15 protein-coding genes are annotated in these 21,802 nt (G+C 60.6%); 11 read left to right on the forward strand and 4 right to left on the reverse strand.

All coding sequences use genetic code 11. From position 1 onward, the window contains the following. Positions 1-2 precede the first annotated feature (2 nt). A complete protein-coding gene (locus tag Thiowin_RS15160) occupies positions 3-2,258 on the forward strand; it encodes a DUF1631 family protein (protein ID WP_328983837.1) in 2,256 nt (751 codons plus the stop codon). Between the two features lie 18 nt (positions 2,259-2,276). Here Thiowin_RS15160 and Thiowin_RS15165 read toward each other — a convergent pair whose 3' ends face one another. After that, positions 2,277-2,966, reverse strand: a complete 690-nt coding sequence (locus Thiowin_RS15165) for a lytic transglycosylase domain-containing protein (protein WP_408034088.1) — start codon at positions 2,964-2,966, stop codon at positions 2,277-2,279. 568 nt (positions 2,967-3,534) lie between these two features. Here Thiowin_RS15165 and Thiowin_RS15170 point away from each other — a divergent pair. Further along, positions 3,535-4,062 carry a YcbK family protein gene (locus Thiowin_RS15170; protein WP_328983838.1) on the forward strand — a complete coding sequence of 176 codons (528 nt, stop codon included), beginning with the start codon at positions 3,535-3,537 and terminating at the stop codon, positions 4,060-4,062. A gap of 237 nt (positions 4,063-4,299) precedes the next feature. Here Thiowin_RS15170 and Thiowin_RS15175 read toward each other — a convergent pair whose 3' ends face one another. Beyond that, positions 4,300-5,901: an ATP-binding protein gene (locus Thiowin_RS15175; protein WP_328983839.1), complete on the reverse strand. Its 1,602-nt coding sequence runs from the start codon at positions 5,899-5,901 to the stop codon at positions 4,300-4,302. Positions 5,902-6,447: 546 nt separating this feature from the next. Between Thiowin_RS15175 and metH the strand changes: the two genes are divergently transcribed. The 8 genes from metH (at position 6,448) to mutS (ending at position 17,670) form a co-directional block, all read left to right on the forward strand. Further along, entirely contained in the window at positions 6,448-10,218 is a 3,771-nt protein-coding gene (gene metH / locus Thiowin_RS15180) for a methionine synthase (protein ID WP_328983840.1), read from the forward strand. 15 nt (positions 10,219-10,233) lie between these two features. Then, complete coding sequence (locus tag Thiowin_RS15185; protein WP_328983841.1) at positions 10,234-10,473, forward strand: type II toxin-antitoxin system HicA family toxin; 240 nt, start codon at positions 10,234-10,236, stop codon at positions 10,471-10,473. 4 nt (positions 10,474-10,477) lie between these two features. Beyond that, positions 10,478-10,690 (forward strand): type II toxin-antitoxin system HicB family antitoxin, encoded by a 213-nt coding sequence (locus tag Thiowin_RS15190; protein WP_328983842.1) that lies wholly within the window; start codon positions 10,478-10,480, stop codon positions 10,688-10,690. Between the two features lie 105 nt (positions 10,691-10,795). Beyond that, a complete protein-coding gene (locus Thiowin_RS15195; RefSeq protein ID WP_328983843.1) occupies positions 10,796-11,635 on the forward strand; it encodes an ABC transporter substrate-binding protein in 840 nt (279 codons plus the stop codon). A 75-nt stretch (positions 11,636-11,710) separates the two neighbouring features. Further along, entirely contained in the window at positions 11,711-12,715 is a 1,005-nt protein-coding gene (locus Thiowin_RS15200; protein ID WP_328988090.1) for a FecCD family ABC transporter permease, read from the forward strand. Continuing rightward, on the forward strand, positions 12,712-13,728 hold the full coding sequence (locus Thiowin_RS15205) for an ABC transporter ATP-binding protein (protein ID WP_328983844.1): 1,017 nt from the start codon (positions 12,712-12,714) through the stop codon (positions 13,726-13,728). The genes Thiowin_RS15200 and Thiowin_RS15205 overlap by 4 nt, the downstream gene beginning before the upstream one ends. A 94-nt stretch (positions 13,729-13,822) precedes the next feature. Next, positions 13,823-14,809 (forward strand): adenosylcobinamide-phosphate synthase CbiB, encoded by a 987-nt coding sequence (cbiB, locus tag Thiowin_RS15210; protein ID WP_328983845.1) that lies wholly within the window; start codon positions 13,823-13,825, stop codon positions 14,807-14,809. A 227-nt stretch (positions 14,810-15,036) separates the two neighbouring features. Next, positions 15,037-17,670, forward strand: a complete 2,634-nt coding sequence (mutS, locus tag Thiowin_RS15215; RefSeq protein WP_328988091.1) for a DNA mismatch repair protein MutS — start codon at positions 15,037-15,039, stop codon at positions 17,668-17,670. A gap of 1,031 nt (positions 17,671-18,701) precedes the next feature. On the opposite strand, the gene Thiowin_RS15220 is transcribed toward mutS, so the two are convergent. Continuing rightward, positions 18,702-19,484, reverse strand: coding sequence for a hypothetical protein (locus tag Thiowin_RS15220; RefSeq protein WP_328983846.1), 783 nt, complete (start codon positions 19,482-19,484; stop codon positions 18,702-18,704). A gap of 116 nt (positions 19,485-19,600) precedes the next feature. Beyond that, the gene (locus Thiowin_RS15225) at positions 19,601-20,698 is read right to left on the reverse strand and encodes an amidoligase family protein (RefSeq protein WP_328983847.1); all 1,098 of its coding nucleotides are present in this window, start codon (positions 20,696-20,698) and stop codon (positions 19,601-19,603) included. 406 nt (positions 20,699-21,104) lie between these two features. Between Thiowin_RS15225 and Thiowin_RS15230 the strand changes: the two genes are divergently transcribed. Continuing rightward, positions 21,105-21,536 carry a hypothetical protein gene (locus tag Thiowin_RS15230; protein ID WP_328983848.1) on the forward strand — a complete coding sequence of 144 codons (432 nt, stop codon included), beginning with the start codon at positions 21,105-21,107 and terminating at the stop codon, positions 21,534-21,536. The last annotated feature ends 266 nt before the right edge of the window (positions 21,537-21,802 follow it).

Genomic DNA, 21,802 nt, shown 5'->3' on the forward strand with positions numbered 1-21,802 from the left:
CCATGCTTCGTCAAAAACCCAAAGCCAGCCTTGATCCGGCCCGCGTGCGCGAGGCCATCGACGCCTATCGCGCGCAGGTGCTGGTCTTCAGCGAGCGGCGCCTGAGCGCATTGTTCGGATCGGCGGGTCCATCGCTGCTCGGCTTTGCCGAGGTGGTTGGCAGCGATCTGGCGCAAAGTCTATTTTTCGATGCCGCCACCCAGTTCGAAGAAAACCAACCGGCCATCAGTCAGCGTTTTCAGGACGTTATCGACCAGGGCCTGACGCACTTTTTTACCCATGGACGCGCGCAGCCCCGTCCCTGGCTGCCACAAGCGGAGATCCTCGGCGCGGATGACCGGGAAATCCAGACCTTTGCCCGTGACAGCGAGGCGCTGGCGATCAAAAACCTGATCATTCGCACTAATGCGCGCTGCTTTCCAGAGCTCTACGCCCTAAGCCAGCGGCTTGCCGTCATGTCCGGTGGCGGCAAATTGCGCGATGACGAAATCCCTGCTGGTCCGCATCATCTGGCTCATGGCTTTCGCGCCGCCATTGCCGAGGAAGACTTCGATATCCGCGTGAAAGCCGTGCTCTACGCGCTCTTTCATCACCGCGTCACCTGGTCGGCCGCCGCACTCTACCGCGTGCTCAACGATATCCTGCGCGATGCCGGCATCCTGCCCAAGACCCGCCCGGTCAACCTGCGTCGCTCACGCCAACAGAACGCGCAGCTCGGCGCAAATCTGCGTCACCTGCCGGACCCAGAGGATCATGAGGCCGTCCATCAGGCGCTTGTGGGCGATTTGCTCGAGCTTGCGGCAGTCAGCCAGCTTGGCATCAACGCTGGCAAGCATGATCCCGCTGCCGATGCACCACATTTCAATCGGGATATCGGCCTTCAGGCGCGCGAACTCTCACCTCTGCACAGCTTCCTGATTGGCATCGTCCGTTCCGCCGAGGGATCCCAGACCGCCGCCGCGCTGCCGCCCGGACTTCGCACCGAACAGATCGCCATCGGTCGGCTGAACAAAGCCAGCACCGATGCCCGCGACCCCGAATTGATCGGCACCATTGAGCAGCTGTTCGCGCAGATGTTTGACACGCCCGGCTTGCCAGCAATTGCTAAAGCCTTGCTTGGGCAACTGCAGATGCCTTTCCTGAAAGCGGCCATCGGCGACATCAGCCTGCTGCGCGACCCAGGCCATCCAGCTCGTGTTTTGCTGGATGAAATGATTGAAGCCGGCAGCCATTGGATCGACGAATCCGACCCGAGCGAGGGCGCGCTGCCGGTTTTACGGGAAATCACCGAGCGAGTTCTTGATACGCCAGAAGGCGAGTCGCCACCATTCGATGCACTGCTCGAGCATTTGCACCAAGATACCCGCGGTCTGCGTCAGCCGCGACCGCCTCTGGAACGCCGTAGCCGGGATTTGCTGCGCGACCGAAGGATCGCACGCGAGGCAAGGCGACAGGCGCGCGGGGCTATTCTGGAGCTGCTGCGGCCTTATGATGTGCCGCGCCAGGTGCGGGCGTTCCTGCAGACAACCTGGACAGAACTGCTGACCCTGGTGCGCCAGCACCGCGATGAGGGACCGGATAGCCCGAGCTGGCGCGAAGCACTCGACACAGCACGCTGCTTGGTCGAGATATTTGATCCGCGCGTCACAGGCACCGCCCTGCGAGCACGCATCGCCGAGCTGCCGCGACTGCGCCAGCGCGTCGCCAACGGTGCTCAGCGCCTGGGGAGCTACAACCGCGCGACACTGGCCGCGCTTGACAACCTGCTTGCCAACCCTCACGGGGTACGCGAGCAACTGCGACGGGGCCAGGCGCTCCCGTCGCGCCCTCCAACGGGTCATCCCGGGCGACTCGCCAGCGTGCCGCAAAGTGACTTCGACGGCAGCCCAAGTGCCGAGGAGGAAAGTGGCCAGCAGCCGTCCGACGGGATGCCTGAAGATGCGCTGCAGGCAATGATCGAGGAGCTGCGTGAGACAAAATCAGGCACCTGGTTCGAGCTCGACTCGCCCTTTGGCGACGCCACAACCGAGGGTCGTCGCATCCAACTTTCCTGGATTAGTCCTCTGACATCAACCTATCTCTTTGTCGACGAAGCCGGCACCAAGACAGAAATGCGTGGCCTGAAAGACCTGGCCAAAGCCATGCTCAGCGGTCGCGCCCGTGTGGTCAGACCGCCTGAAGACGCCGACATCCCCAAGGACCGACCGGACCAGACATCAGCCAACGCCAAGCGTAGGGTTCCAGGGCCGCCGACTTAACGCTGACACCGCCCGTCATCAGGAACGAAATGCCTGGCGCTCAGCGTGCAAAAATCGTAATACCTTGCGGACATAATCCTGAGTTTCAGGATAAGGGGGGATGGTATTGCCGTAACGCTTCACCGCATTTTCACCGGCATTATAGGCCGCCAGCGCAAGCCGCAGATCACTTTGAAACAGATTGAGCAAAAACCGCAGATAGGCCGCTCCACCGCGAAGATTCTCAGCAGGATCCCAGATATTGCGCACCTTAAAGCGCTCAGCCGTCCCCGGCATCAGCTGCATCAGGCCGCAGGCTCCGGCGGACGACTGGGCGTCAGCGCGATAGGCCGACTCGGTGCGAACCACCGCATGCAGCAATTCTGGCCAGAGTTGGTACTCGCGGGCGGTGTTGTCGATCAGCGCCCGGTAGTGCGCGCGCCTGTCTTGCAGGGAAGCATCGCGCTTGGGGCTGGTCAGCGCACCTGCTGGAGACCCCCACAAAGGCGAGCGTCCCAGCCATTGATGTCGCTTCAGCGCCAAGCTTTCCCGCAATCTAGCCGCCGCCTCGCGGCGGCGCTCGCGCACCCGCTCCGACTGCTCACGGTTTTCCGCCACCAAGGCTTCGCCCGCGCGTTTCCACTCAAGCCTGAGTCCGGCGTTCTCCAGGCGCTTATCGGAAAAGACCACATTGCCGGCACTATCGACATATTTGAACACGTCTGCCATCACTGGCGGCCTAGCTGTGGCAGCCGTCACGGCAACACTAGCGGTCATCAACATCAGCAAAAATCGATTGCGCATCTGTCCTCCCGCTGGAAACAGTTTTCCGCCAAGCTCCGGCGGTTCGATGAGATGCTGCTTGCCCAGCACCTGAAACAACCACTCGCCGCAGACAGCCTTTGCGCCCTTGACGTGGGTAACAGCCCCAGCACGGGCACATTGATTCTTGCGCCCCGCCGTCGGATAAGAAACCGACGAACGGTAGCGATTTTCATCAGAGCTTCAGTGCCCCGGTTTTCCAGCTTTGTGCTATGATTCAAGCCATCAGTTAGATAAATCGTTTTCAGACTAGCAAGTTGGCAACACTTGTTAAGTAAGTTTAGAGGTTAATCGCCAAAGGTCAACCACCATTCAGGCTGCTACATTGCCGTTCAGTACCGTTTCTACCGCGGAAGGACTGCTTGATCGCTGCTTGGCGCAAGTTGCCCCGTTCAATGCGCTGCTGATTTGTAACACCTTTTAACGGTGGATTTTTTTCTGACCGGACACCCAGCAATTCCGTGGAGAGATCAAAATGAACCGAAGGTATTTTTTAGGTTTCGCATTGTCTACAACAGCCACGTCTGTCTTCGCGGCCAAGCATCGCCCACAGGTCCGTTGCCTGCGACTGCATCACCTGCACACCGAGGAACGCCTGGACATTGATTACCGCACCGGAAATTACTACCACCGCAGTGCTCTCGCACGACTGAATGATTTCTTGAAGGATTTTCGTACTGGCGACAAAACACAAATCGACCCTCGCCTTTTCGATACCCTGTTTGACCTGCAAGACCGCCTCGACCAAGACGGGGCCCTGTTCCAAATCGTCAGCGCCTATCGTTCTCCCCACACCAACGCCATGCTGCGGCGCACCTCCGGCGGTGTCGCCAAACGCAGTTTTCATATGAGCGGTCGCGCCCTCGACATCCGCATGGCCGAAACCCCCACCTCAACTGTCTGCAAAACAGCGCTGCAACTCGCCCGCGGCGGGGTTGGCTACTATCCAAAATCGGATTTTCTCCACCTCGACACCGGTCGGGTTCGCCACTGGGGTGTCTAACCGCCCGCTGCCGCCAGTCTGGCCCGCGATGGCGGCAGCGAGAACAATGGGTCGCCGTGACCGGACGGCTACACATCGCCTTCGACAGCCGTGACGATGGCCCTAGGCTGTCGAAACGTTCCTGTCGCTTCGGCGCGAACGTCAACAAAGAGTGGAATTACCTGTTGAAAGGGTGAACGAACCAACCCGACCGAAATCATCCTTGTTCCGAGAAAATTAACGCCGCTTAACTTTCGGCTACATTCCCCAGACCCGGATCACCCGCCCGTTGAGCGTCTCCTCGCGCTGGAAGATCTTGTCCTTCCACGGCCGCTCACGGCGATCAAAAATGATCAGATGTGCCTCATCCGCCGAGCAGCGGTCGGCATAGCTGAAGGTCTGCTCCAAGCCCTCGGCCAGGGTGGTTTTGAGGCTTTTGTGCAAAAGCTTCAGCTCCAACACCAGGTTCTGCATCTGATCCTCGCCGCACGGCCAGCGCAGCAGCAGATCGGTGCGCCCGCGCCCGAGGCCATATTCGCGCTCGACCCTCCCGCCGCCGTTGACGATGCGCTGCAGGAAGGCTTGCAGCAGTAATTGCGGGCCGGCTTCTTTGTAGTGAAAGCGCTCGATCCAGTGCTCGGAGTGCTCGCGGAAGAAGATTTGGAAAGCTGTGAGCAGTTTACCCATGTCCAAGCAGCCATCGGGACGGAGATACCAGGCCGGCTCCTCACTGATGGTGAGGCTGGTGGTGTAAATCAGCTCGCGCGGGATGATTTCGCGGTAGATGGGGTTGGCGATGGCAAGCTGACTGTCGAGACGGATCAGGCCTAAATCATAGACATATTGCACATCATCATGCGGCAAGTGACCCGGATCATCCTCGCCGGCCAGCAATGGGGCAATCACCCGCCGCACGCGCGGCTCTTGCAGCTTATCGGTAAGCTGATCGAGATGGGTGTCGCGGCGCAGAATCAGCGTCTCGGCAGCCTGGTCGATGGCCTCGGCGTCGATGGTGCGGGTACGATCACGCAGCTCCTTGCGCCGGAAGGTAACCTGATAGCCAATGGCATTGACCAGCCACGGCTGGCCCTGGGTCCAGTGCCAGACCCGTTGCAGGGCCTCAGGCGTGAAGGGCTGGCCGGTCTCGGCGCTGTGCTGTTGGTAGAGGGTCTGCACATCGGCCTCGGTGAAGTCACCCAAGCGGATTGATTCGGCCTTGATGTTGAAGGCACTACCGCCGGTGATGATCTCCTGGGAGCGGGCGGAGTGAATGCGATAGTCGCGCACATCGCGCACGCCGCAGAGGATGACGGTCTGGGGGAAAGCCCCAGGGCGCTTGGGATAGCCCGCGCGCAGTTGGCGCAGCACCGCAATCAGGCTGTCGCCGATCAGGCTGTCGATTTCATCGACCAGCAAGACGATTGGCTTGGCGTTCTGGCGCGACCATTCGCCGAGTAACTCGGCAAGACCGCCGGCCAGTCCGCCGGAGCCGACGAGGCGATCCCGGATGACTGCCGGTGTTTTTTCCCCGAGATACAGATCGGCATTGCGTGCCAACTCGTCCAGAATCAGGCGCATCGCCGCCGCCACCTCCTCGCGCGCGGATTGAGCGACCTCGACATTGATATACAAGCACCGATAGCGCCCTTGGGCGTTGAGATGGTGCATCAAGGCCAGCAGCGAGGTGGTCTTGCCGGTCTGGCGCGGGGCGTGGAGGATGAAGTAGCGTCGCTGGGCGATCAGACTTTCAATGTCCTCAACATTGATGCGCTGCAGCGGATCCAAGCAATAGTGATCGGCGCAGCTGGTCGGCCCGGCATTGTTGAAGAAGCGTTCGGTCATCGCCATCGACTCGATCATCCAGTTTTTTTCCAGCTCGCTCAGTCATTGTTCCATCAGGGCGAAGAAATCCTCGGTGTCGACGCCTGCTCCCAATGATCACCGGCGATGCCGATGATATCAATTCCCACCTCCTCAATGAGCGCCTCGCACTCAATGGCGATGTCGCGCCGCGCCTGGTCTGGAACCGTCCCCGATGCCAAAAGTCACGGTGGCAAAGCGGCTGAGCGCCAGTGCGGCGGCGACCTGAATAGGATTGGACATGAGGGTCTCCTCGGTTGGTTACTGAAATTCCATCTCGGTTGCGCGCCCCGCGCAGTCTGTCATGAGGTAGCGCCCTTCTGCGCGGGTTGCCCGACCACTGGGTGTCGGCGCGTCCGATGATCCGGCATCACGCCGGATCATGTTAAGCTAAGCGGCTGATCGAACCATCGGGCCAAACAGGCCCCTGCACGTCGGAATCCGCCGATGTGACCATCAACCCCCTCCTGCCCCGCACTTGCCGGCGCGCAGCGACTCGGAACCTCAAGATCGCCCGAGCCATCAGCCCGGACACCAGAGAGCCTCATGACTGACAATTCCCGCCTCCTCAAGGAGCGCCTCGCGCGCTCGATTCTGATCCTCGACGGCGCCATGGGCACCATGATCCAGCGCCACAAGCTCGAAGAAGCCGACTATCGCGGTGAGCGCTTCAAGGATTGGCCATCGGACCTCAAAGGCAACAATGATCTGCTGGTGCTGACCCAGCCCGAGATTATTCGGGGCATTCATGCCGCCTATCTGGACGCCGGCGCGGACATTATCGAGACCAACACCTTCAACGGCACTCGCATCGCCATGGCCGACTATGGCATGGAGGAGCTGGTCACTGAGATCAATCTGGCCGCCGCCAAGCTGGCCCGGCAGGCGGCGGATGAAGCCTCTAGCCCTGAGAAGCCGCGCTTTGTCGCTGGCGTGCTGGGGCCGACCAACCGCACCGCGTCCATCTCCCCGGATGTCAATGATCCAGGCTTTCGCAATGTCGATTTCGACATCCTGGTCAGCGCCTATGCCGAGGCGACCCGGGCGCTGATCGAGGGCGGGGTCGATATCCTGCTGATCGAGACTATTTTTGACACCCTCAACGCCAAGGCCGCCGCCTTTGGCGTCTGGCAGGTGTTCGACCAGGACGGCGTGGAGCGGCCGATCATGCTCTCGGGCACCATCACCGATCAGTCCGGGCGCACCCTGACCGGCCAGACCACCGAGGCCTTTTACAACTCCCTGCGCCATGCCCAGCCACTGAGTATTGGGCTGAATTGTGCGTTGGGGCCGAGCGAGCTGCGACCCTATGTGGAGGAGCTCTCGCGCATCGCCGAGTGCCAGATTTCCGCGCATCCCAATGCCGGGCTGCCCAACGAGCTGGGTGGCTATGACCTGGGGCCGGAGGAGATGGCGCGCGAAGTCTCCGACTGGGCACGCGCGGGCTGGCTGAACATCGTCGGCGGTTGCTGCGGCACCACGCCCGATCATATCCGCGCCATGGCCGAGGCGGTCGCCGGGATGGCGCCGCGCCAGGTGCCGAACATCCCACCCGCCTGCCGCCTGTCGGGGCTGGAACCCTGCAACATCACCAAGGACAGCTTTTTCGTCAATGTCGGCGAGCGCACCAATGTCACCGGCTCGGCGCGCTTTAAGCGGCTGATCAAGGAAGGCGACTATGACACCGCCTTGAGCGTCGCGGTCGAGCAGGTCGAAAACGGCGCCCAGGTGATTGATGTCAACATGGACGAGGGCCTGCTGGATGCGGTCGCGGCCATGCAGCGCTTTTTGAACCTGACCGCCGCCGAGCCGGACATCGCCCGGGTGCCGGTGATGATCGACTCGTCCAAATGGGAGGTGATCGAGACCGGGCTGAAATGTGTGCAGGGCAAGGCCATTGTCAACTCCATCTCGATGAAAGAAGGCGAGGACAAGTTCATCGAGCAGGCACGCTTGTGCCGACGCTATGGCGCGGCGGTGATTGTGATGGCCTTCGACGAGGTCGGTCAGGCCGACACCCAGGCGCGCAAGGTCGAGATCTGCACCCGCGCCTACAAGCTGCTGACCGAAGAGGTGGGCTACCCGGCCGAGGACATCATTTTCGACCCCAACATCTTCGCCGTCGCCACCGGCATCGAGGAGCACAACAACTACGCGGTGGATTTTATCGAGGCGACGCGCGAGATCAAGCGCAGCCTGCCCCACGCGCTGGTCTCCGGCGGCGTGTCCAATGTGTCCTTCTCCTTCCGCGGCAATAACCCGGTGCGCGAGGCCATTCACTGTGTCTTTCTCTATCATGCCATCAAAGCCGGCATGGACATGGGCATTGTCAACGCCGGGCAACTGGCCATTTATGACGATCTGCCCGAGGAATTGCGCGAGGCGGTCGAGGATGTGATTCAGAACCGCCGCCCCGATGCCACCGAGCGGCTGCTGGACATCGCACCCAAGTACAGGGGCGACGGCAGCAGTGCCGAGAAGGTGGAAGATCAGGAATGGCGCTCCTGGCCGGTGGAAAAGCGCCTGGAGCATTCCCTGGTCAAGGGCATCACCGACTTCATCGACGAGGACACCGAAGCCGCGCGCCAAGCCGCCGACAAGCCGCTGGAGGTGATCGAAGGCCCGCTGATGGCCGGCATGAATGTGGTCGGCGATCTGTTTGGCGAGGGCAAGATGTTTTTGCCGCAGGTGGTGAAATCCGCCCGGGTGATGAAAAAAGCCGTGGCCTATCTGTTCCCTTATCTCGAGGCCGAGAAAGAAGCCTCGGGGATGGCCGGCACCAGCTATGGCAAGTTCCTGATCGCGACCGTGAAAGGCGATGTGCATGACATCGGCAAGAATATCGTCGCCGTGGTGCTGCAATGCAACGGCTATGAGGTGGTTGACCTGGGCGTCATGGTCCCGGCGGAGACCATTTTGCAGCGCGCGCGCGAGGAACAGGTCGACATGATTGGCCTGTCGGGACTCATTACCCCGTCGCTGGATGAAATGGTGCATGTCGCCAAGGAGATGGAGCGCCAGGGGATGGACATGCCGCTGCTGATCGGCGGCGCGACCACCTCGAAACTGCACACGGCGGTCAAGATCGCCCCGCAGCGCAAGCATCCGGTGGTCTATGTGGTGGATGCCTCGCGCGCGGTCGGCGTGGTGTCGAATTTGCTCAGCAAAACCCAGCGTGACGGCTATGTTGCTCAAATCGCCGAGGACTACGAGCGCCTGCGCGTCGAGCGCGAGGCCAAAAGCGGCACGCGCAAGTCCATGCCGCTTGGCGATGCCCGGACCAACAAGGTCGCCATTGATTGGTCAAGCTACCAACCACGGCGCCCGCGCGTTCTGGAAGCGGATTTTGATGCCGGCAGCCTCGAGCGGCAGGACTGGACACTCACCCTGGAGCGCCAGGGAGATGGGGTGATCCTGACCATCGATGATTATCCGCTCGCCGATCTGGCCAACTTTACCGACTGGTCGCCCTTCTTCAATGCCTGGGAGCTGGCCGGCAAATACCCCGCGATCCTCGATGACGAGGTCGTGGGGCAGGAAGCGCGCAAGCTGTTCGAGGATGCCAAGCCATTCCTCGAGACATTGGTGAACGAGCACTGGCTCACTGCCAGAGCCGTGTGCGGCTTCTTCCCGGCGCAATCAGTCAATGACGATGATATCGCGCTGTTCAGCGACGAGGACCGCAAAGAGCCGCTGACCACCTTGCACATGCTACGCCAGCAGATGTTCCGCGCCGCCGGTAAGAACCAGCCGAATCTGTGCCTGACGGATTTCATCGCCCCGGCCGACTCCGGCACCCGCGACTGGATCGGCGGCTTTGCGGTTACCGCCGGTGTCGGCATCGACGAACACATCGCCCGTTTTGAGGCCGATCATGATGACTACAATTCCATCATGCTGAAAGCCCTTGCCGACCGCCTGGCCGAGGCATTTGCCGAGCGCCTGCACCAGATCGTGCGCACCAAGCTCTGGGGCCACGCACCCGATGAACAACTCGACAACAACGCCTTGATCGCCGAAAAATACACCGGCATCCGCCCCGCCCCCGGCTATGCCGCCTGCCCGGATCACACCGAAAAAGGCACCCTGTGGGAGCTACTCAAGCCCGACCAACGCATCGGCCTGACGCTCACCGAAAGCTACGCCATGCTGCCGACCGCCGCCGTTTCCGGCTGGTATTTCTCCCACCCCGAGTCGCGCTACTTCGGCGTCGGGCGCATCCAAAAGGATCAGGTCGAGGACTATGCCCGGCGCAAGGGGATGACCTTGGAACAGGCCGAGCGCTGGCTGGCGCCGGTGTTGGGATATGATCCCTGAAGCCAAGATAGACTGATGACCCAAAAGGAAAAACGCTTTGCGGCCGTGCGGCGGAATCCGCGCGCGGTTCGCTTCGATGATGCCTGCGAGATCGCGGTTTCACTCGGCTTTATCCACGAGGGTGGCCGGGGATCTCACCGGGTATTCAAGCGTTCTCGGGAAGCCGTGCAACTAAACTTCCAAAACCGTGATGGCTTGATCCCGGTTTATCAGGCACGTCAATTGATCGCCATGATCGAAAAGTATGGAGAATAATGCCATGCCGCATTACTTGGTCGAAATTTTCTGGAGTGACGAAGACCAAGGCTATATCGCCACTGTACCAGACTTGCCTGGATGCAGCGCGTGGGGCGGTACCCATACCGAGGCCGCACGCGAAATCGAGCACGCCATTGAGGCCTGGATCGCGGCTTGTCGTCAATCCGGGGAGCCCATTCCTACCGCGACCGCACAGGCACGTCAGGCAGCCTGAGTGATCGCAATCAGCGATGCGTACATTATTAAGATCCCGGCTGGTCATTGCGGGTGACCGATAACCTTGACTCATAAGGGAATTCGCCTTGGACTGAGACACTTGGTGCTTGGCATCTTCCTGCTCGGCGCGGAGACAGTGGCTGCTGGGCAGGGCGCGCCTGCCCTGCCCAGCCTGGTCAGCACCAATCTCTGCGCCGATCTGCTGGTGCTGCGTCTGGCTGCCCCAGAGCAAATCCTGGCCCTGTCCCGCCAAAGCCAAGCACTTGAGCAGACCGAGTTGGCCGCGCGGGCAGGCGCCTACCCCAGCCATCGCGGCAGCATCGAGGAATTGCTGGCGCTCAAACCCGATCTGGTGCTGGCTTACGCTGGCTGGGGCGGGCGCCGCCATGGCGAACTGCTGGCGCGCCAAGGGATTGAAATCATTGAGATGCCTTACCCCGGCAGTTGGGAGGATGCCCTCGCCACCGCGCGCGACCTTGGCGCGCGGATCGGTCGCGCTGCCAGCGCCCGCCAAGTCAGCCGCGCGGCCGCTGCCCGCATGCGCGCGCTGGCCGCAAGCATGCCGCCCTGGCTGGCGCTCTATCTGCGCCCCAATGGTGGCACCGCTGGCGCGGGTACCTATGTCGATGATCTACTCAGGCTCCTGGGTCTGCGCAATCTGGCGCGTGAACAGGGCATCCGTGGCTGGAGCCCATTTCCCCTGGAACAACTGGTGATGAGCCCGCCCGGGCTGATTCTGCTCGGCTATTTTAATCACGATCAACCCCTCCAGGCCTCTGGCCTTGCCCGTCATCCGCTGTTGCGCCGGATTCTGGCCGACACCGGCAGTATTGGCCTACCCGCCAACGGCTGGGGCTGCGGCGGGCTGGAATTGCTCAAGGCCGCCGAGGTGATGGCGGCTGCCATGCCGCCCAGGCATCCAACGGTCAGCGCGGATGAGTAAGTCCAGCGGTCAAAAGGCTGCGCAGTGAACTTTTCTGATCAACCTGATCAACCCGGTCCTTGGCCGCGACGCTGGCTGTCCGCAAGACCTGGCCACCTGGCGCTCCTGCCCGGTCTGCTCGCCGGCCTGAGTCTGCTGTCACTCAGCATCGGCCATGCCCCCTTGACCCTGGGCGAGGTGCTGGCTGGCCTCTTCGGTCAGGGCAGCGAGGAACAACGGCTGATCGTCCAACACATTCGCCTGCCGCGGGTGCTGCTCGCCTGGCTGGTGGGCATGGCGTTGGGTGCCTCGGGCGCCGCGCTCCAAGGTCTGTTGCGCAATCCGCTGGCCGAGCCCGGTCTGCTGGGGATTTCCTCCAGTGCCGCGCTCGGCGCGGTGCTGGCGCTCTATTTTGGCGCCACCACCATCAGCCTGTGGTTGCTGCCGGCAGCCGCCATGGGGATGGCGCTGCTCGCGACCCTGGCGCTGGCCGCGCTCACCCGGGCGGGTTCATCCAACCTGACGCTGATTTTGGCCGGTATCGCGCTCTCGGCCTGGGCCGGAGCGCTGACCTCCTTGGCGCTCAATGTAGCGCCCAATCCCACGGCAGTGCAGGACATGGTGCTCTGGCTGCTCGGCTCCATCAGCGATCGCAGCTTCGCTGACGTGCTGCTGTGCCTGCCCTTCGTGCTGCTGGGGCTGGCACTGCTGCTTGCAAGCGGGCGCTCGCTCGAGGTGTTAACCCTGGGCGAGGCGGAAGCCGCGAGCTTGGGTGTCTCGCTCGGGCGGCTGCGCGGATTGATCATCACCGGCTCCGCCCTCGGCGTCGGCGCCACCGTGGCCGTCACCGGCGCCATTGGCTTCGTCGGCCTGGTGGTCCCCCATGTCCTGCGCCCCTGGGTCGGCTACCGGCCAGGACCGCTGATTCTCGCCAGCGCGCTCGGTGGTGCCGTGCTGGTGCTGGCGGCCGACATCGGCCTGCGGTTGCTGGATCAGGCCCTGCCGTCATCGCAGGAACTCAAACTCGGGGTGGTCACGGCGCTCATCGGCGCGCCCTTTTTTCTCGCGCTGGTGTGGCGCGCACGGGCGGATTTGCCATGAAGCTGCTCGAGATCGACGCCCTCTCGGTCAAGCTCGGTGGCCGCAGGCTGCTGCGCGATGTCACCTTTGCACTCAAGGCCGGGGAACTCCTGGGCCTGATTGGACCCAACGGCGCCGGCAAGAGCACCCTGCTCAAAGCCGTGGTGCAATTGTTGCCTCAGGCTGATCGCGCTCACTCCAATCACGGCTGGTCAGGCCGGATTCGCTTGCTTGGCGAGGATGTCACGACGCTCTCTGCGCGCGAGCGCGCCCGCCGGCTGGCCTATCTCGGACAGGATGACCGCGTGCAATGGCCCATTCGGGTCGATGAGTTGGTCGCGCTCGGGCGTCACCCCCATCAGCCTTCCTGGCGATCCGGCGGGAGAGCCGCTGGGGGAGTTGCTGGGGGATCGGCTGAAAAGCGCGCGGGAGCCTTGCCCCCAAGCCGGAACAGCGCCGACGATCGCCGCGCCACCGAAGCCGCCCTGCACATGACCGACATCTGGCATCTGCGCGCGCGGCGCGCGACCGAACTCTCCGGCGGAGAACGCGCGCGCGCCCGACTTGCCCGCGCACTCGCGGTCGAGGCCCCGCTACTGCTGGCCGACGAACCCGTCGCCGCGCTCGATCCCCTGCATCAACTCAGAGTCATGAACGACCTGCGCGCCTATTGCCAGGATGGCCCTAAAACCAGCGACAGTCACAGCAACCAAAACGCAATCCTCGACCAGGGCCATCAGAGCGGCAATCACGGCGGTGCCAACGCATGCCAAACCACCCCCTCCCCAGCCGGACGCGCCGTTATTGTGGTAATGCATGACCTGACACTGGCCAGTCGCTTCTGCGACCGCTTGCTGCTGCTGCGTCAGGGCGAGCCTGTGGCACTCGGGCCGCCTGACCAGGTGCTCAGCCGCGAGCGACTGCGGGACATTTACGGCATTCGTGCCATCAGCGGTCACATCGAGGGAGAAAGCTATGTGCTACCTTGGGCGCTGAGTGATTCCATGGCAAGCGGGTCGGACGTGACTCTTTGACAACCCCCTGAAAGCCATCACGAATACCGACTCCATACACAGCCTTCCCGAGGCGCGCCCGAACCTTACCCGGCTTAACCGCGAACCTCCCCTGATGCTCTCCTTTCACCTCACCCCCTGGCCCTTGTCCCTGCTCATTGCCGTCTGGCTGCTCGACGCGGCGCTCGGCGATCCCGATTATCGCTGGCACCCCGTCCGGCTGATCGGCGCATTGATTCCAATTCTTGAGCGCTGGTTATTTTGCCTTGGCTGGCAGGGATACGGCGGCGGCGCGCTGCACTGGCTGCTGACTCTCATCGCCGCCCTGGCCGGCTGGTGGTTCCCCCATGCACTGTTCGTCAGCCTTGATCCCGCGCTCGCCTTGGCCTGGGATCTCTTCCTGGCCTACAGCCTGCTCTGCACCCGGGATCTGATCGATCACGGCCGGCGCGTGCTGGAGCAGTTGCACAATCCGCCCCAGGCCAGGCAGGCGCTCGCTCGACTGGTCGGACGCGACACCGAACCACTGCAAACCGAGGGTATCGTGCGCGCCACTATCGAAAGTCTCGCCGAGAATCTCACCGATGCCGTGCTGACGCCCTTTTGGGCCCTGTGCCTGTTTGGTCTGCCCGGGCTGGTCTTGGTCAAAGCCATTTCAACGCTCGACTCCATGGTCGGCTACCGCAACGCGCGCTATCAGCGGTTTGGCTGGCTCGCTGCCCGTTCGGATGACCTCATCCACTGGCTGCCAGCGCGACTCTCGCCCTTGTTGATCGCAGCCGCCGCCTGCTGGCTGCGCCTGCGCGGCCAGCCCCTGCATCCTAGACTTGCCCTGGGCACCGCCTGGCGGGAGCATGCCCGGCTACCCAGCCCCAACTCCGGCTGGAGCGAGGCGGCCTGCGCCGGCGCCCTGCGGGTGCGCCTGCTGGGTCCCATTTATCGTCGCGGCCAGCTCGTCAGCGACGCCTACATGGGCGCACCGGCTTGGCCGGCCAATCTCGACGCCACCGACCTGCGCCGTGCCCTCGGCCTGATTGGCACGGCTAGTTGGCTCAGTCTCGCGGTAGGGCTACTCATTGCCGCCTTGGGCCATGCGAGCTAATTCCCGTCAGCCGCGCATGGCCCTTGATGGGTCCCAAGGAACCACTACTGCGCGATCAGGCGCTCGATCAGGCGCTCGGCAAGTCGCCTCTCGATGGCCAATGCGCCGCGCCCGCACAAAGCGCGACTGGCGAAGGTGATAGACTTTGCCTGCGCATGCACTCATGCGTCCCGCCATTAACGCACACAAAAAGCCGCAGACAAGTGACTGAACAAAAACACACACCCATGATGCAGCAGTACCTCAGGATCAAGGCGGAGTATCCGGATATGCTGCTGTTCTATCGCATGGGAGATTTCTACGAGCTGTTTTTCGAGGATGCCGAGCGTGCAGCCCGCTTGCTCGACATCACCCTGACCAAGCGCGGGCAGTCGGCGGGGCAGCCCATCCCCATGGCCGGGGTGCCCTATCATGCCGCCGAAAGCTATCTGGCCCGCCTGGTACGGCAGGGCGTCTCCGTGGCCATCTGCGAGCAAAAGGGCGATCCGGCCAAGAGCAAGGGTCCGGTGGAGCGCGAGGTAGCGCGGGTGGTCACCCCGGGCACCCTCACCGACGAGGCGCTGCTCGATCAACGGCGCGAGAACCTGCTGTGCGCCATCGCCGAGCAATCCCCGGCGGCGACCACCGAGGGCGCGCCAGACAACCCCGCGCCCAGCCCCGCCGCCAGCTTTGGGCTGGCCAGTCTGGAGCTGGCCAGCGGGCGCTTCAGCCTGCTGGAACTCACCGGCCTAGAGGCACTGAGCGCCGAGCTCGAGCGTCTGCAACCGGCCGAACTGCTGCTCGATGAAGACAGCAAACTTGATCGGCGCCTGGCCTTGAGCGGCGGCTTGGCCCGGCGTCCAGCCTGGCATTTCGATGCGGATAGCGCGCGGCGATTGCTGTGCGAGCAGTTCAGCACCCGGGATCTGGCCGGCTTTGGTTGCACGGGCCTCACGCTTGCAGTCGGTGCCGCCGGCTGTTTGCTGCACTATGTCAAAGACACCCAGCGCGCCGCACTGCCGCATTTGCGCGGCCTAACGCTGGAGCAACGTGACCAGGCGGTGATTCTGGATGCGGCAACGCGGCGCAATCTGGAGTTGACGCAGACCCTGTCCGGACAGGAAGACCACAGCCTGGCGGCGGTGATGGACCAAACCCGCACCGCCATGGGCGCGCGCCTGCTGCGGCGCTGGCTGAACCGCCCGCTGCGCGATGCACACGCTGTGCGCCTGCGCCATGACGCTATCGCCACCCTGATCGAGACCGCCCGCTTCGCGCCCCTGCGCGAGACCCTGTCCGCCATCGGCGACCTGGAGCGCATTCTGGCACGCGTGGCCCTGGGCTCGGCCCGCCCGCGCGACCTGGCCACCCTGCGCGACGCGCTGGGTCTGCTGCCGGAACTTCATCAGTCCCTTGACGGGCTTGATAGCCCACTGCTCACCGAACTGGACGGCGACCTAGGCGATCATCCCGAGGTGCGCGAACTGCTCAGGCGTGCGCTGATCGACCAACCGCCAATGTTGATTCGCGATGGCGGCGTGCTCGCCCCCGGCTATGACAGCGAACTCGATGAATTGCGCAACCTGGCGGAACATGGCGATCAATTCCTGCTGGAGTTGGAAGCCCGCGAGCGCGAGCGCACCGGCATCCCGGCACTCAAGGTCAGCTACAACCGGGTGCATGGCTATTACATTGAGATCGGCCGCGCCCATGCCGACAAAATCCCTGATGACTACCAGCGCCGCCAGACACTCAAGGGCGTCGAACGCTACATCACCCCCGAGCTCAAGCGCTTCGAGGATCAGGCGCTGAGCGCGCGCGAGCGCGCCCTGGCGCGCGAGAAGGCACTCTATGAGGATCTACTCGCGCAACTCACCGGCCAGTTGGAACACTTGCAGACCACGGCCGCCGCCATCGCCAGCCTGGACGTACTGGCCAACCTTGCCGAGCGTGCCGAGCGGCTCGGCTGGACGCGCCCGGAGTTAAGCGATGAAATCGGCATCGAAATCGAGGACGGCCGCCATCCGGTGGTGGAGCACCTGAGCGACGCGCCCTTTGTCGCCAATAGTGTGCGGCTCGACGGCGAGCGGCGCATGCTGATCATTACCGGCCCCAACATGGGTGGCAAATCCACTTTCATGCGCCAAACCGCGCTTATCGTGCTTATGGCCCATGCCGGCAGCTTCGTACCCGCGCGGGCCGCGCGCATCGGCCCAATTGATCGCATTTTCTCCCGCATCGGCGCGGCCGATGATCTTGCCGGCGGACGCTCGACTTTCATGGTGGAGATGGAAGAGACGGCCAATATCCTGCACAACGCCAGCGCCAACAGCCTGGTACTGATGGACGAGATCGGCCGCGGCACCAGCACCTTCGATGGCTTGTCCCTGGCCTGGGCCTGCGCGGTCGAACTGGCCACCCGGCTGCGCGCGCTAACCCTCTTCGCCACCCATTACTTCGAGTTGACCAGCCTGCCCGAGGAGCATCCCGGCATCGCCAATCTGCATCTCGAGGCCATTGAGCATGGGGAGAAAATCGTCTTCATGCACAGCGTGCGCGAGGGACCGGCCAATCAAAGTTACGGCCTGCAGGTGGCGGCGCTGGCGGGCGTGCCGGTGGATGTGATCACCCGCGCCCGCGAGCGCCTGCGCCAGCTCGAGGACCAGAGCCAGCGCCAGGCAGTCAGCAACAACCAAGCCAAGGGAAAGGATAGAGACCAGGACCAGGACCGGCCCCGCATGGCCCAGCTATCCCTATTCCCACCGGAGCCGCCAAGCCCAGTTCTGGAGTGTCTGCGCGCCATTGATCCCGACAACCTAAGCCCGCGCCAGGCACTGGATCTGCTCTACGAACTCAGGCAGCTTGATAGCGAGCGCCGCTAATGGTTTCGCGGCAAAAACTGTCGTGGGGGTTGTTGATCGATTCCATGGCGGAAGTTTCGCCACATATTTGCGCCTCAACATGTACACGCATTTAAGGGTGAGGTGATCAATCACCCGCACCGTCACAGACAGAGCGGTAAGATTAGGTTTTTTCAACCACCGCGTTTTCATGCCGTTACCCATAATTCCGGCGGCTACGTTTGCTGTCCTGCGTAAGCACTTAATTCAGCGCAGCGCCTCCGAATGTTCCAGCATGGAGACACATTCCTTAACCTTCTGATCGGGGGAAACTGGAAGACTTATGGATAATGGCATGCCCCGTCCTGGAGAGTCCCAAGAGCCAGCACTTACTAACTTTCGCGCAGATTGAGTATCAGCACTTGAAGAAAGTTGCCCGCTAGCAGCGACTCCAGCTTATCGAGTCGCTCAATTATTCTCCAAAGTCTGCCAACACTCGTCCGCTATTTGCTTTTTCAGCGCACCTAACTCACTCTCCTCAAGAGGAGTGGCATCCAAAGAGGGGTATGAAAATATTTCTGCTTGTATCGTCAACTCGCGAATTTCAACTGTACCGCCTGAAACCTGATCAAGTTGTCTCTTACTCAGATGCTCGCCTTCATATCATTTGTCCTCCTTCAGTTTTTTTTCATTCATAGTTGCCACCTCTACACAGTTTTCGCATTTCAGACGGGACTTGACACATTTCGACCCACGAACCCTTGCTGCCTACGATTATAGCCATCGAAGCAGCTAAGGGGTTTAACTCCGGTTAGGTGGAGACCTCCGAGTTTGATTTACGCCGATCAGCGCCATCCGGTGTGCGGAATGGCGCAGCAATGCACCAGCCGGCGAGACCTTGCCCACAGGACAGAACAACTGTTTACCTGTCCTGAGATTATTGGCCTCCACGTTTTGCTAGCATTACCGTCGTTTCTTTTCGGAAGGCGTACTCAAATAGGACAAGGAACCTCTGCAGAGCTGAAACGTGGGGCGAGGCCGATCTCGGCACCGCAGCGGCGTGCCCCGCTCCGCTACTCACAGTGCCGGGAGGCCCATCTCTGGCCCCTGTCGTAGCTGTTTTGGGCGGCCGAGAAGTTGTTTACGGCGACCGACATGGTGCGAGCGGCCGCGCGGCAGCGGATCCAGCGTGGGCTGCCGTCGTTGTGGTCGTCGTTGCATTTCTGTTGAAGGTCGGTGAGGAACTGATCATCGCAGGCGCCCTTACCGTCGCCCTCTGCGTTCCGCGCGCGCCAGGGTGAGGAATAGCAGATGTCGTGAAGCCTGCACGCTTCATGGAACTTATCGTAGTTCATGTCGTGGATGAGCCCGTCGATGTCGATGCCATCGTACTCCTTCGGGATCGAGCAGGCCGAGTTGGTCTCGTTGTCGCGACTGCCCCGGGCGAAGAGGTCGCCATTGCATAGCGGCACGCCGAAGCGGGCCTGGTAGGCAGTCGCGGCGGGATAGGCGTCGCCCTGGTAGCGCTGCCCGCTCCACGCGCCGGATCGCCCGCTCACTGAGTTCTTCCACTTCCCTGTGAAGCTGTTGCCATCATTCGAGAACTCGAAGTAGAGTGTGCCCCGTGATGAGGCCGGATTGAGCAAGTCGGTGTAACGACCGTCGTAGACCCATTTCCTGCCACTCTGTTTGAGAGTACCACTGAAATTGTTGGTCGGCTTGCCGTACCAAAATCCCCAATTCATGTGCCCGTAATTAGAATTCCATGTCACGTTTAGGTCCGGCTTGGTCTGCGCAAGCGCGACATCAAGGGCGAACATAAAGGAAATTGTAGTGAGTACGCTGAGTCTGATCATGAAATTATTCTCTCGCCTGTTATCTGTTGCCAGTAACAATCCCCCGGCTCTGCCGGGAGATTACCCAACCGATTTATGGGGCTGAATAGTGTAGCCGTAAAACCGATCCGCCATCCTTAAAAACGCTTGTTAAACCAGCGGACGGCGTTACCATGCGAACTATTTATAAGTTTATCTTCACTGTTCAAGAATACGGTTAGGTTTGCAGGAAGCCTGTTACCTTTCGACGCATTAACGCACCAGTTTAAAATCGTTTCAAATTGATGCGCATTTTCAACGACCTCTCGAGCATCAAGGGAGCCTGGGAAAAGCCGCACCTCGAATGTAGACTTACCCGGTACCTGGTAAACGAAATTCATGATATTAAAGTCGCAATATTTACTGAGCCCTCGATCCGCAAGATATTCGCGCGCATCTGCCCAATTGAGATTCTTAAACTCCTTTTTTTTCGTTACTTTGAACAACCAATTCGGTAGTTTTCCAAGTCTCACACAATTGATATTAGTGCCAACCGCATTCCTTATTTGCGTATGATATTTTTGCAATACTTGTATTAGCCGACAAAATACCTCGGTATTACAGAGCCTCTCTGCGTCAAAATGCATATGGATAGCTGCTTCGTGTGGGACACTAAAACCAAGCTCAGTCGCAGTATCCAGAAGTTCTTTGAGTCGACTAAAGTGCTGCGCCTCAATGGGTGGCGTAATGAGCTCACAAGGCCTTTCCCGCTCGCCTGGTAATGGGGCAACAAGCGCGATAGGCGATGACATGATATCAGCAACACGCACAATGCCATTTTCCACCCTAAGACGCGTCTTGAACAACTCCGCTATTGGAGCGAGAACTGAATGCTTATCCGCCGCCGGATCACATCGCGCCATGATGAGGCGCAGAAAACGTACGTCATCACTGAGGATTCGATACCAACCTTCTCGGCCTTCCGCCCCCCTGTCTAGATCATGCCTAATCGTAAGATCATCCACACATTTGACAACAAACTGATGGGCTGCGGTATAGACATCGAATCCAAGAACCAAATTCTCGAAGACCGGCTTTCCTGGCACTGCGCTAGGTTCGGACTGCAGGTAGAAGCAGCGCTTGCTGTAACCACCAAATTTACGCGCGATTGCATCGGCCAAATCTTGCCGACTGGCGCCTCTAGGAGCGAGGAGCTCGATTTCAAAGCCAATCTTCCAATTTAGCGGCTTAATCAAATTTTGGATCTCATCTTGGCTCCGATCTTCTGCGGCACAGAAGTAGCGGCTCTCTTGTCGTGCGCAATTCGTGCACTTACGGTTTCAACGCGATTCTTTTGGACGTTCCTGGAAATTTCGGAAGCCGAAAACTTGACTATTGCGGCGGAAAAGGTAAGGGTATAACCATTATGATTGATACGGCGTGAAATTGGATTGCTCGTCAGTGGCTGACGCGCCTTGACTTATTTTTGCCTGTCAAAATGTATGGCAGCTTGGCCTTTTTTTTTTTTGGATCCGCTCCACGCGGAAGACCGGGTTGAGTGACAATTTGTCTGATCCGCTTTCTGGCAATCCAAAGAACGTGAAAACCACTCGTGCTTAACAACATAACGTGCCTTATTCCAAAGAAGCCTTGGAGCCTTAGATGGATAACAGACGATCATTTCTACAAAAATCTTTGTCTTACGCCGCTGCGTGTGTTGGTGTCATTCTTTCTGCACCTGTGAAGGCACTCACCGCCGCCGATCGGGCTTATCTTAACAGTCCCTATGGCTATTGTGACGCCAAAAAGGTTGCCTATGTTTGGGGTCGCACTGTCGGAGAGGCAAAGGCTGTCATCGGAAATAAGGTTTTAAGCAACCTTCAGCACCTGATTGACCAAGATATTCAGTCAACAAGGGGGCAGGTCTCTTGCACTTATCAAGAAACTGAACTGAGCTACCGCGACGCGGAGAAACTTGGCCGCTATTGGGGCAGACCAACTCATGAAGCAAAACAGAAGGCAACAATAATGGTATCAGACATGGGAACGAAGCGCTTTCGCGTAGTTATGGCAGGCGCCCTAGGGAGACGTTGATTTATTCGACTTTACGGACCAGGGCGGCTTGTAAGCGCTTGATTTAATGCGATCTGGATTTCATGGCGCTGAATTAATCAGCGTTTCCCTAGCCGCAATTCAGCACTCAAGACGTCTTGCGCTCCACAAATCAATGTACACTTTATGTGCCTTCTTGAGATCATCCTGCCACACGGGAAACGCAGCATAAATCAGCCTTCCCTTAGCGATGCCGATTACTCGATAACTGCTCTCTAACCACGTCGACCTAGGTTCTCCCTGCGACG

Source organism: Thiorhodovibrio winogradskyi (genome assembly GCF_036208045.1).
Lineage (GTDB): Bacteria > Pseudomonadota > Gammaproteobacteria > Chromatiales > Chromatiaceae > Thiorhodovibrio > Thiorhodovibrio winogradskyi.